10 protein-coding genes and 1 pseudogene are annotated in these 13,001 nt (G+C 40.7%); 10 read left to right on the top strand and 1 reads right to left on the bottom strand.

Annotated elements, in window-relative coordinates; translation table 11 throughout:
* Positions 1-21: 21 nt before the first annotated feature.
* From KI350_RS18810 to KI350_RS18770, 10 genes and pseudogenes are all read left to right on the top strand, one after another.
* A complete protein-coding gene (locus KI350_RS18810) occupies positions 22-543 on the top strand; it encodes a ParB N-terminal domain-containing protein (protein WP_023855800.1) in 522 nt (173 codons plus the stop codon).
* 357 nt (positions 544-900) lie between these two features.
* Positions 901-1,005, top strand: a pseudogene (locus KI350_RS23460) (hypothetical protein); the annotation flags it as partial.
* Positions 1,006-1,257: 252 nt separating this feature from the next.
* A complete protein-coding gene (locus KI350_RS18805; protein WP_065644537.1) occupies positions 1,258-3,123 on the top strand; it encodes a beta-glucoside-specific PTS transporter subunit IIABC in 1,866 nt (621 codons plus the stop codon).
* Positions 3,124-3,128: 5 nt separating this feature from the next.
* Positions 3,129-4,595: a glycoside hydrolase family 1 protein gene (locus KI350_RS18800; RefSeq protein ID WP_161513113.1), complete on the top strand. Its 1,467-nt coding sequence runs from the start codon at positions 3,129-3,131 to the stop codon at positions 4,593-4,595.
* Positions 4,596-4,624: 29 nt separating this feature from the next.
* Complete coding sequence (locus tag KI350_RS18795; protein ID WP_095292935.1) at positions 4,625-5,473, top strand: PRD domain-containing protein; 849 nt, start codon at positions 4,625-4,627, stop codon at positions 5,471-5,473.
* A gap of 248 nt (positions 5,474-5,721) precedes the next feature.
* Positions 5,722-6,834 (top strand): Rap family tetratricopeptide repeat protein, encoded by a 1,113-nt coding sequence (locus KI350_RS18790; RefSeq protein ID WP_103750401.1) that lies wholly within the window; start codon positions 5,722-5,724, stop codon positions 6,832-6,834.
* Positions 6,831-6,953, top strand: a complete 123-nt coding sequence (locus tag KI350_RS18785; protein WP_011197633.1) for a PhrK family phosphatase-inhibitory pheromone — start codon at positions 6,831-6,833, stop codon at positions 6,951-6,953. Before KI350_RS18790 ends, KI350_RS18785 begins: the two co-directional genes overlap by 4 nt.
* A 160-nt stretch (positions 6,954-7,113) precedes the next feature.
* Positions 7,114-7,872 (top strand): class I SAM-dependent methyltransferase, encoded by a 759-nt coding sequence (locus KI350_RS18780; RefSeq protein WP_026578916.1) that lies wholly within the window; start codon positions 7,114-7,116, stop codon positions 7,870-7,872.
* A 178-nt stretch (positions 7,873-8,050) separates the two neighbouring features.
* Positions 8,051-10,924, top strand: a complete 2,874-nt coding sequence (locus KI350_RS18775; protein ID WP_065644540.1) for an AAA domain-containing protein — start codon at positions 8,051-8,053, stop codon at positions 10,922-10,924.
* Positions 10,925-10,944: 20 nt separating this feature from the next.
* The gene (locus tag KI350_RS18770) at positions 10,945-11,865 is read left to right on the top strand and encodes a DUF5655 domain-containing protein (protein ID WP_065644629.1); all 921 of its coding nucleotides are present in this window, start codon (positions 10,945-10,947) and stop codon (positions 11,863-11,865) included.
* 199 nt (positions 11,866-12,064) lie between these two features.
* Here the strand turns inward: KI350_RS18770 and KI350_RS18765 are convergent, their stop codons facing one another.
* On the bottom strand, positions 12,065-12,952 hold the full coding sequence (locus KI350_RS18765; RefSeq protein WP_025810363.1) for a DMT family transporter: 888 nt from the start codon (positions 12,950-12,952) through the stop codon (positions 12,065-12,067).
* Between the last annotated feature and the right edge of the window lie 49 nt (positions 12,953-13,001).

Here is a 13,001-nt window from a genome sequence, read left to right as displayed (position 1 = left end):
AAGGCTAACGAGGTGAGCACATTGCGCATTAAAACGATTAAAGTTGAAAGAATTAACCCAGCCCCATATAATCCACGGATCGATCTACAGCCGGGTGATCCAGAAAATGAAGCGTTGAAACAATCTATAAATCGATTTGGCGCAGTTGAACCGTTAGTCTGGAATGAACGGACGGGAAATCTTGTCGGTGGACATCAGAGGTTCAAAATTCACATGGAGGAGAAGCCGCGGTCTCTCCAGGTGTCAGTTGTAAGTCTGGATGAATCTGAGGAAAAAGCGCTCAAGCTGGCTTTAAATAAGATCAGAGGAGACTGGGATGGTTACAAACTTGAACAGGTTTTGGAAGACCTGCAGCACAATAATTTTGATCTATCCTTTACAGGCTTCCCAGAAAGTGAAATAGATGAAATCTTGGGAGAGCTGGCTGAGCATGAAGGCAACGGAGGAAAAATCAATGACAGCCAGGAATTAGACCTGGATGATTATGAAGATGATCATTTCCAACATACCTGCCCCAAATGCGGATTTTCATTTAATGAATAGGTGATTACATGGAAAAGAAAGAATACCGTTGGAAGTTGGCCGATTTAAAAAACATCAAGAAAAACGGCCTTAAAGTATTCAGTACATTCTCTTGCGGCATCACTAATTGACAAAAGGTCATTACAAAAATTTACACATGTGATAAGATCATTTTACAGATAGAGAACAATCTTAAAGAGAAAGAGGGGGTTCGGCATGAGCAAGGTTGGTTCAGAAATGGTTGCAGGGGTGTTGAACGAATTCCATTTGGCAACTAAGAAGCATAAATATTGAACAGGCGAAGTCAATGTTTTTCGAGATGGAAGAGAATTAGAATGTGCTCGTCTACTTCTCGCTGCTTGAGAAACGGTGTCAGTTGATGCTTTGCTGCGGACAATTATTGAGATAAAGCCGAAGCGTGTAGTTTATGTGTCTTGTAACCCTGGAACCTTGGTGCGCGATTTTCGGGTGCTTGAGGATGGTTCATGCTCGCCATTGAGAATAAATTACAGGCCATTCGACCAGGAAAATTCCTTCTTTACAAAAAACCAAAATAAATGTTGACGCTTTCATAAAACCGATATATACTTTAATCAAATCCAATATTGATAAATTAGACATGTGACTGGTCATGCAGGCAGGATCTAAAACCGATAAATTTTTTAATTTGTCGGTTTAGGTCCTTTTTTTATTGCCTAAATATAGGTCTCATGTTTCAGAAAAGGGGGAGAAACAATGAATTACACACAAACAGCAAGCGACGTATTGCAGCATGTAGGCGGTAAAGAGAATATTGCCCACTTGGAGCATTGTTCGACACGACTCCGTTTTACATTGATTGATCAAAACAAGGCGAATGTGCCGGCACTTGAGAAAACACCAGGTGTCATCGCCGTCCGTATGTCAGGACAGTGCCAGGTTGTGATTGGAAACGATGTCATTGAAGTCTATGAGAAATTGACCGGCCTTCTCGGCGGATCACCTTCTGGACAAAATGGGTCTAGCAATCAGCCAAAGGAAAAGCGAAAAGTGGGGACTGTACTATTAGACTTCATTGTTGGTGTTTTCCAACCGCTTGTTCCAGCCATTGCGGGCGGAGGGATTTTAAAATCGTTTCTCCTCCTCTTCTCGTTATTCGGATTAATGGATGCCAAAGGGCAAACGTATCAGATTTTAAATATGGTTGGCGATGCGCCGCTTTACTTCCTGCCATTGCTGGTAGCCGTGACGACAGCCAATAAGCTAAAAGTGAATCCGCTTGTTGCATTATCGGCAGTCGGCGCTCTTATTCTGCCAAACATGACGGCTATGCTGACAGAAGGCGCTCAATTATTTTCATTCGATGTGAAAAATATTGCGTATGCCTACCAAGTGTTTCCGGCGATTTTATCTGTTCTGTTGTATGCACAGATGGAAAAATGGTTTACTCGTATTTCGCCAAAACCCATTCGTATCTTCTTCGTACCGATGATGTCATTGGTTATTACAGTTCCGATCACTCTCCTGTTGCTGGGACCAATCGGTTTTACAGCTGGGCAAGGCTTCACAGCAATCATCCTTGCTATGTTTGACAAAGTGGGCTGGGTTGCGGTTGCGATTCTGGCAGCAGTCCTTCCATTTATGGTCGCATCGGGGATGCACAAAGCGATGGTGCCGTACGCTGTAACAACAATGGGCAATCTCGGAAAAGAAGCACTTTACTTGCCTGCTTCACTTGCACATAATATCGCTGAAAGTGGGGCGTGTTTCGCAGTTGCCCTTCGTACAAAAGATAAAGTGCTCCGTTCAACTGCCATTTCTGCAGGGATTTCAGCATTTTTTGGCATTACCGAACCGGCATTATACGGGGTGACATTGCAAAATAAACGTGTGCTTAGCAGTGTCATGATCGGTTCTTTCATCGGCGGAATCTTCATTGGACTTGTCGGACTTCAAGCGCTTGTTCTTGTTGGACCTGGGCTTGCAAGTATGTCGATGTTCATATCTGACGAGCTTCCACGCAACTTTATGTTTGCAGTTATCGGTTTTGCCATCTCATTTGTTGTTGCTTTTGCTGCCGCCTTTATTTTAGGAAAAGATCGAAAGACAGAAGAAACGGAAAAAGAAGCAGAGCAAGGTGTTTTCGCTGAAAAACTTGGCGCAGATGAGACATTCAAAAGTCCAGTCATCGGTCAAATGATTTCACTATCTGATGTAGAAGATGACATATTTTCTTCAAAGGTAATGGGAGAAGGAATTGCCATTATTCCTTCAAAGGGTGAACTATATGCACCGGTAGATGGCGAGATTTCACTTCTCTTTGAAACAAATCATGCGCTCGGCATGAAAACAGCAAACGGAGTTGAGGTTCTTTTCCATATTGGGATTGACACCGTTCAGCTAGAGGGCAAGTTCTTTACACCTTTGGTTCAAGCAGGAGACAAAGTCAAAGCAGGTGATCTGCTCATTCAATTTGACCTGGAAAAAATTAAAGAAGCAGGTTATGATCCAGTTACACTAGCAGTTATTACGAATACGGATCAATATGATATAAAAGTAACGCATTTAAAACAGGTCAATCGTCAAGATACGTTGATGGTTGTCACACAATTAGGAGGGTAATCATGATGACAAAGACAAAAGGATTTCCGAAAGATTTTTTATGGGGCGGTGCGATTGCCGCAAACCAAGCAGAAGGAGCTTGGAATGTTGATGGAAAAGGACCGTCTGTTGCAGATATTGCCATGTACCGTTCGAATTTGAGTGTAGAAGATTACGAAGGACACCTTGCTGTTACTTCTGAAAACATTGAACGCGCAATGAAAGACCCGGACGTAAAAAAATATCCGAAGCGCAGAGGCATTGACTTTTATCATCACTATAAAGAAGATTTGGCTCTTTTTGCAGAAATGGGTTTTAAAACATTGCGTATATCGATTGCATGGAGCCGAATTTTTCCGACAGGGGAAGAAGCTGAGCCGAACGAGAAAGGTCTTCAGTTTTATGACCGTCTGTTTCAAGAAATGAAAAAACATAACATTGAACCGATCGTGACTCTGTCACATTATGAAATGCCATTAGCACTTAGTGTGAAATACAACGGATGGGTTGAAAGAAAAGTGATCAACCTCTTTGTGAAATTCGCCAATGTGTGTTTTGAACGCTATAAAGATGTTGTGAAATATTGGCTTACCTTTAATGAAATAGACAGTATACACCGCCATTCTTTCATTACAGCGGGAATCATTCCTGACCGCTGTCCAGAGGGGAAGGTAGAAGAAACCGTTTATCAAGCATTGCACCATCAATTTGTGGCATCCGCTCTTGTGACTGCAGATTGTCATCGCATCATTCCCGGAAGTCAGGTGGGATGTATGCTAACGAAACTCACGACTTACCCGCACACTTGTCATCCGAATGATGTCGAACGCGCACTGAAGCAAAACCTTGATAACTATTTCTATGCAGATGTTCAAGTGTTTGGCGAATATCCGCCATTGATCAAACGCATGCTGGAACGAAAAAATATCAATATTAAGATGGAAGCGGACGATCTTGCCATTTTGAAAGAACATACGGTAGACTTCGTTTCATTTAGCTACTATATGTCCCTGACAGAATCTGCACAAGAAGGGCTGGAAAAAACAGATGGCAATACGATTCGCGGTGTGAAAAACCCTTATTTGCCTTCAACAGATTGGGGTTGGCAAATCGATCCGGTCGGTTTAAAAATTTCGCTCATTGAATTGTATGATCGCTATCAAAAACCTCTCATTATTGTGGAGAACGGCATGGGTGCGAAAGATGTTGTTGAAAGCGATGGATCGATCCATGATGATTATCGTATTAACTATTTCAGAGAACATTTCCGTCAGATGAAAGAAGCCATTGAAGAAGGTGTAGATCTCTTCGGATATACCAGCTGGGGATCCATTGACATTATTAGTGCGGGAACATCTCAAATGTCCAAACGATATGGATTTATCCATGTTGATCAAGATGACGATGGCAACGGGACATTGAAGCGCTCACGTAAAGATTCATTCTACTGGTATAAGAAAGTGATCGAGTCAAATGGAGAAGTATTAGACTAAAAAACCGCATTCATGAAAAGGTGATGGCGATGTTTAAAATAAAAAAGGTTTTAAACTCGAGTGTGGTACTGGCTGAAGATCAGAACCGACAGGAGATGGTTTTATGCGGCAGAGGCATCGGTTACGGACGAAAACCTGGGCATATGATTGAAGAAAAACAAGCTGATCAAGTGTTTATGCCAGTAGACAATATGAAGGCAAAAGAATTTCTTCAACTGTTGGATTCAATACCGCAAGAATTTATTGAATTGACACAGCAAATTGTTCATTATGCAGAAGAAAAATTAAAAACAAAGCTAAATTCCGGCGTTTACTTCACATTAATGGATCACTTGAATTTTGCAGTAGAGCGTTATAAAAAGAACATCAATATTACGAATCGCGTCTACTGGGAAATTAAAAACTACTATACAGAAGAGTTTGAGGCAGGGAATTATGCACTGCAGCTCATCAATGAAAAACTAGGGATCCAATTACCGAAAGAGGAAGCGGCAAATATTGCGTTCCACTTAATTAATGCATTAGGTGAAGAAACAGAATCAAAAAATGGAATGAAGTATGCAAAAATGATCGGGAGCATTGTCAATCTTGTCCGGTACACATTAAATATGAAATGGGATCAAGAAAATATCCATTACAGCCGATTTATCACACACGTTAAATTTTTTGTTGAAAGATTTTACGCTGATAAATTGCTGGCAGATCAGGAGAATGAATTGTTTGAACAAATTGCTAATTTATATCCGCAAGCAATGGATGTAGCTTTCAAAATCAAAGATTATATCAAACAGGTACACGGAATCGTCATTCCGAACGATGAACTAACATACTTGGGAGTCCATATTCATCGATTGATTTCTTATCAGCAATTAAAATAAATGAAGAACCACTTGCCTTTGTGGAAGGCGAGTGGTTTCTTGTTTTTGAAAAAGAAGGAGCATTTCTGTTTATAGGCCAGATGAGTTGATTGATCTATACCAACAGTTAAAATTGACAACAAAAGGCTTTTTCAATTGTTGACAAAAACATATCACTAATTGACAAAAGGTCATTACAAAAATTTACACATGTGATAAGATCATTTTACAGATAGAGAACAATCTTAAAGAGAAAGAGGGGGTTCGGCATGAGCAAGGTCGCTTCAGAGGTGGTTGCGGGGGTGTTGAACGAATTCCATTTGGCCATTAAAAAGCACGATACTGAGCAGGCGAAAAGTCTTTTTGAAGAGGCGAAGTCGATGTTTTCCGGGATGGAAGAGGATCAGAATGTGCTGGCTTATTTTTCGCTTCTTGAGGAGCGGTATCGGATGATGCTTTATGATGCGAGAGGAGAGCGGCTGCCGCGGGAGTCTTACTTTAATGATTCGCAAATCGAGTGCATTGAGCAGACGGATCATATGATCGATTACTATTTCTACTTTTTTGAGGCGATGCATGAAGCGTACAACAAGAATGTTGAGCGGGCGATCAGCCTGTACAAGGTTGCCGAGAAAAAACTGGTGAAGGTGCCCGATCAGATCGAAGCTGCCGAGTTTTATTTAAAAGTGTCATGGCTGTATATGTCTCTCCGGCAAAATGCGGTTTCTCTCAATTATGCGAGAGACGCGATGAATATTTACAAAATGCATGACGGGTACGAAAAAAAGCTGGCGATATCCCAGGTTGTGATGGGGACAAATTACATGCAGATGCAGCGCTTTAAAGATGCGGAGAAGTATTTCGAAGAATCGATTGAAATTTCCAAAAAGATCGACGATTCGTTTTTAGAAGCGATGCTTCATCACAATATCAGCATTCTGTATTCCAATTCCGGCCGGTCTCAGGAATGCATTCTCGCCGTCCAGCATGCGTTGAGCAACCCCGAATGGTGCGAGTCAAGCTACTATATCAACTCGCTTTACATGCTGATCAGAGAGTTTTTCAAAATCGGCGAAACAGAAGCGGCCCTGTTCTATTATAAAAAAGGACAGGAGGAATTAAAGAAAAACGGGAATAAGCATTATGAAAAGAAAATAAATATTATGTATGAGCTTTATTGCCATGAAAACGTTAAAAGCATCAAAGACGACATCGATTCCTTGGACGAGATGAATGATTTAGACGGTGTCTGTGACCTTTCATTGCTCATCTCAAGCTATTTTGAGAAAAAAGGAGATTTCAAGGAAGCGCTGGAATTTGTTAAAATATTCATGAAAGCCGAAAACAAAATGAGATCATTAGGGAGTGAGGTATTGTCATGAAAAAATTGATTCTTTGCTTATCGTTAACTGCTATGGTCTTAGGCGGAGCTGCTTTATCCCAAAGCCACAATCAGGCGTCAGGCGGCGTTCAAACAGCTGAGCTGCCGGTTGGGGGTTAAGTTTCTGAAGTCCTTTTACAGGCTTCTTTTTTAAAGCCATGAAATGGGGTGCGATTACAGTGAATCTGCAAGAGCATGAAATATAAAAACCTTCCAAATTCGCGAGAGGCCCTCCAATCGTTTAAAACATATTTAAACATTAAAATTGGAGGGGGATACTATGAATGACAAAACATTTCTTTCATATTTAAAACACGCAGATAAGCCTTTCAGCGGCTGGGATTTTTCTTTCATTGACGATACGGGAAGAATGAAAAGCGACCTGCTTTCATGGTCATACGGAAGCATGGCTCTGTCTCTTATTCAAGATTCCAAATCCATGCTCGATATGGGGACAGGCGGCGGAGAATTTTTATCGAAATTGGGGCCGTTTCCTTCGTCAGCATACGCTACTGAATGCTATTTGCCCAATGTGCCAGTTGCAAAGGAACGATTGACGCCTTTAGGGGTTCAGGTCGTCCAAATTGATGATGATGAAGATCTTCCATTTGAATCCGGCCAATTTGACCTGGTCATCAATAAACACGAGTCATATTCAGCACAAGAGGTGAGGAGAATCCTTTCAAAAGGAGGACTGTTTCTCACTCAGCAAGTCGGCGGGCATGATTGCGAAGAAATCAATGAAAAACTTGGTGTACCGCTAAATGAAGAATTTAAGGACTGGAACTTGGAAAAAGCGTTAAAAGAAATAGAAAAACATGATTTTAAGGTTTTAAAAAGCAGGGAAGAGTGTCCGACTCAAAGGTTTTATGATATTGGAGCTCTGGTCTATTACTTAAAAGCCATTCCCTGGCAGGCGCCCGGTTTTGAAGTGGATCAATACATGGATGAATTGTACGCGATTCATAAAATGATTGAAGAAAAGGGTTATTTTGATGTCACACAGTACCGGTTTATGATTTTAGCGGAAGCGATTTAGAGTTTGATCAAAGATTTGCCTATGAAGGGTGTCTCATATTATATGGTGACATCCTTTTTTATTTTCCTATATTTTTGTAAAGCCAGTTATTTATCCATATATTCATTTAGGATATAATTGTTACTACTTAATGTTATTACCAGTATTATGTTTTTTTCATACATCAGGAGGAAAAGCGATGGCATCCCAAACTGTAACCAAGTATTTTCGCGATAGTGTCGCTGCGAAACTAAAAATCAACTTTAAAAACAGTCGTTTTATGATTTCAGATTTGAATAGCCTTATACAAGGAAAGATAGACAGTAAGTACTACGCGGTTCTTTCAGACCACAAAAATGTCTCCGGTAAACTCGATGTTATCGTTGTGGCAAAGACGATCAAGACGAAATTCGACGTGCAGCAAAGGGTTGAGACAAATATTGAAGATATGACCGGAATTCTTTATATCCCGGCAGTTTTGACTGCCAATGGTATGTTGTTGCCTTCAGAAGACAAATATCCATGGATTCCGAGAGAGCATCTTCATCCAATCATTGACGAAGAGCTTGCGATCGGCTATGTCAATGACTTTGATGAATATATGAGCAACAATTATCAGAGGTTGGAAAGCAACCTCACTTGGAAAAGCTATTTTGAGTTTGCAAAAGATATGTATGAGTCAGTTACAGAAACCGAAATAACTTCAAATACAGTTAAAGAAATAGAATTAGAGAAAAATGTTTATATCTTTAAGGATGATTCCATCAATGCAACCAGAAATATATTAAAGTTATATGATCACCTTTTATCCAGCCAGCCGAATCATCTGCAGCTTTATCAAAATTTTATCAACCAAAAATTCACTTCTTTATCGCCGCTTATTCCAAACCGGATGTCAGAAATGCAGAAGCATGTCGGACAAATGGGCGGGGAATATCCTTTGTCGCCATCGCAAAGGGAGTGCCTGAACCATTTCAACAATATGGAAGATGGAGAAATTCTTGCAGTCAACGGTCCGCCGGGTACGGGGAAAACGACGTTATTGCAGTCGCTCGTTGCCAATCTTTATGTCGAACGAGCATTAAAAAAGGAAGATCCTCCTGTCATTGTCGCTTCATCAACAAACAATCAGGCAGTAACCAATATTATTGAATCATTCGGAAAGATTAAACCAAAATGGGAAAACAATCATTTAGAGCAGCGATGGATCGAAGGAGTCGACAGCTTTGCTGTTTATTTTCCGTCCGGCAGCAAGGAGAAAGAGGCGCAAGAAAAAGGATTTCAATATACGAACCCTCGGGGAGAAAACTTTTTTGACGAAGTTGAAAGCAACGAGAACATTGAGCGATCAACCGAAAAGATGCTCAAAGAATGCAGTCGATATTTTGAAACAAACCATACTGATATTAAGCAATGTGAGCAAACGATTTCAAATCGGTTAACAGCGCTTGAAGAAATCAGACAAAAAGTTTTATCCTTATTCTCCGAATATGATCAAATAGCTCCCAAAGGCGTTTCTTTAGATACATACATGACGCAATTGACCGAGGAAAAAACCGAGTGGGAAAGCACGTTTCAATCGATACAACAAAGAATAAAAGAGTGGCAGACGCACTTTTCAAACTTGCCGTTCTTTGTTCGCTTATTCAAGTTTCTGCCGTTCTTCAAGAGCAAATTAGTCAGTCGTGTCAGATATTTTATTCAGCCGGATGAAGAATTTATTGATGAGTCAATGAATCTCGATAAAATTCTCTCTCTGTATAGCGAAAAAGCAAAAGAGACGAGAGAAAAAATAAAGCAGGTCGATGCGACATACCAACAAGTCAGCAAATTGAACACAAAATATAAACAATTAATGGTGGAACTTATATCACTGAACATTCTTGAGAAATATCCTGGTTCATTTTCTTCTTTAGATAAGGCGAATGAATTTTTAGATACAACCATAAAATACGCCTCTTTTTGGCTAGCAGTTCATTACTATGAGTGCAGATGGCTTTTAGAGAAAAGACTGTCGGAAAAACAAAGAGGCACAAATTTCGATAATGTGTTAAATCAGTTTTATACAAATTTAAGTATGTTGACCCCTTGTTTTGTGATGACTTTTTATCAGCTTCCGCGAATGCTGCTGGCCTATAACAATGGGAAGGAGCATTTTCTCTACAATTATATTGATTTACTAATCGTAGATGAAGCAGGACAGGTGACTCCTGAGATTGCGGCATGTTCATTTTCGCTTGCGAAACGGGCAGTTGTTGTCGGAGATGTTTATCAGATTGAACCGGTGTGGAATATCAACGAAACATTGGATATTTCATTAGCTCTTTCAAATGATGTTATTACTTCGATCGAACAGTTTGAGAAGCTTCGCGAACTCGGCTTGAATACGTCAGAATCTAGTGTGATGAGGGTAGCGTGCAAAAGCTGTAAATACGAAAAACATCAGCAACGCGGTTTGTTTTTGAGCGAACATAGGCGCTGTTATGATGAAATTATTGAATACTGCAACAATCTGGTGTATAGAGGAAAACTTGAGCCAATGAGAGGTAAAGCGGCAGAGGATAAGAAAAATCCGCTTGTTCAATTATCGATTCCACCTCTTGGTCATATGCAGGTTGACTCATACCAGTCAACCAAAAAAGCGGGCAGCCGATATAATGAAATAGAGGCAAGGGCCATCGCCACATGGATCAATGAGCATTTCTACAACATCCGAAATGCATATCATGAAGATGATCCAAAAAGTCTCATTGGCATCATCACCCCTTTTAAAATGCAAGTCGGCATCATCAAGCGTGCGCTATCACCCGATGTTAAACCGTTTATCGACGTAGGAACGGTCCATACCTTTCAAGGCGGCGAAAGAAAGGTCATCATCATGTCGACGGTGTACGGGAAAAATGACGGCTGCTTTTTTATAGACGCCAATAAAAGCCTTCTAAACGTCGCAGTTTCAAGGGCAAAGGACAGCTTCCTTGTCATGGGTGATATGAATTGTTTATCAGACAGCGCGAATAAACCGAGTGGATTGTTGAAGAGGATGCTTTTAGAAAATGACGTTGTTCATTCTTAATGAAGGTAAGGAGCGCAGCCATGAATCTCTTTCAATTACACCATCAAGATATGAAAGAAATCCGGGAAATACCGTTTGAGAAAGAAAAAGACATACAGCACCTATGTGAAAAAAATTTAAAGCAATTATTAGGCCTCAAGTTCATTGCCTCTGAGTTTCGAGTCGCCGGATTTCGGATTGATACGCTAGCATTTGATGACCAGACACAATCGTTTGTTATTATTGAATATAAAAACAAGAAACATTCCAGCGTAATAGATCAAGGCTATGCTTATCTGTCCATCATGCTTAATAATAAAGCTGACTTTATTCTTGAATATAATGAAAATCAAGAGAAGCTTTTAAAAAGGAACAGTGTCGATTGGTCGCAATCAAGGGTCATCTTTATTTCGCCTGAGTTTACTACACACCAAAAGGAATCCATTAATTTTAGAGATTTGCCGATGGAATTGTGGGAAATCAAAAGGTATGAAAATGACCTGCTACAAATGAATCCTATTAGACCAAATGGGGCATCGGGGTCGATAAACACAATTTCGAATCAAAGTGAAGCAATCGAACAAGTGAGCAGGGAAATCAAAGTTTTCACAGAAGAAGATCATCTAGTCCGTAAGCCTGGTGAGGTGATTGATCTATACCAGCAGTTAAAAGAAGAGATTTTAAATGTGGGTGACAACATATCTGTCAAAGCAACAAAGCTGTATATCGCATTTACTGTTCATAAGTGTAACATGGTAGACGTTCTTCTCTTAAAAAAGGGCTTAAAAATTTGGATAAATGCCAAAAGAGGCGAGTTAGATGATCCCATGGATTTATTTAGGGATGTCGCAAACACCGGCCACTGGGGGAACGGTGATTATGAAATTCAAATCGATGATGAAAAACATATCGAATATATCGTTGATTTGGTTAAACAAGTTTATGAGAAAAATAAAGTTTAAGAGCCTTTTCCATATAAAAAGGCTTTTTTCTAATGTGAAACCATTCTTTGCCTGACAACTGATCGATTAAAAAATAAAACGAGATTGCAGCATCCATTAGAAAATTTTCGTTTTCGCAAGCGGCGCCCATTCCATTGAAAAAGGATGCCCCCGGGTCCGGACATCCTTTCTAGTTTTCTTGGAGATAAGCAGAATTAAATTATTCGAGTTTGTAAATGCTATTTTTCGTTCCTCTGTATGTAAACAGTACACCGCCTATCGTTATGATTCCCCCGGCCAGTGATAGGAAAGCGGGAATTTCGCCTATCCATACCCATGATATGAAAAGTGTTGCGGCTGGCGTTAAATAAAGCGAAATCGCGGCCTCTGAAGATCCTCTGTACGAGGTGATATAAGCAAGCGCAAAATATGGGACAACTGTAGGGAGCAATCCTAAATAAACAACACTTGCAGTAGATTGAATGGAAGCATGAGAAAGCTCTTCGAATAGCCCGGGCAAAAAGAACAGCATGGGGATCGTTCCTCCCCAAATCGCGTATGAAACAAAAGGGATAAAACCGTATTTTTGAATGTAGCGCTCTTGAAAAACGAAATAGATGCTTTCACATATCGCGGCCAGTAAAATGAACAACACCCCAGCCGCCGTGTTTTCAAAGTTTCCGACGCCGAGTGATATAAGCATGACGCCTAAAAAGCTGATCCCTGATCCGAGCCATTTCGCTGCACCAAATCGTTCTGCGAAAAACAGCCTCGCTAACAATGCTGAAAAAATAGGCGTTGTCGTGACCAGAAGGCTTGCCATTCCGGCGCTGACCGTTTCCTCGCCTTGATTGAGCAATGTGTGGTAAGCGGAAAATCCTAAAAAACCGAGCAGCAAAATGATGGGGATGTCCTTTGCCTCCGGCAGGCGCATCCGGACGGCAGCAGCCAGCAATATTAGAGCCGAAGAACCTGACAGCAGCCGAAGCAATGTAAGGTGCTGAGGCGTATAATCCTCCAGCCCGACTCGGATCCCCGGAAAAGCCGAAGCCCAAAAGCCGATCATCAGGCAATATGACAACATGATGTACATCCTCTGTTTCTTCATCATTTTTCAATCTCCTTTTTAAAAAAACCAACCGGTTTAAATGTGTGTA

Source organism: Bacillus sp. J41TS8 (assembly GCF_018333035.1).
Taxonomy (GTDB): domain Bacteria; phylum Bacillota; class Bacilli; order Bacillales; family Bacillaceae; genus Bacillus; species Bacillus paralicheniformis.
Note: the sequence above shows the minus strand (reverse complement) of the source record. Positions and strands in the feature narration are given on the sequence as shown.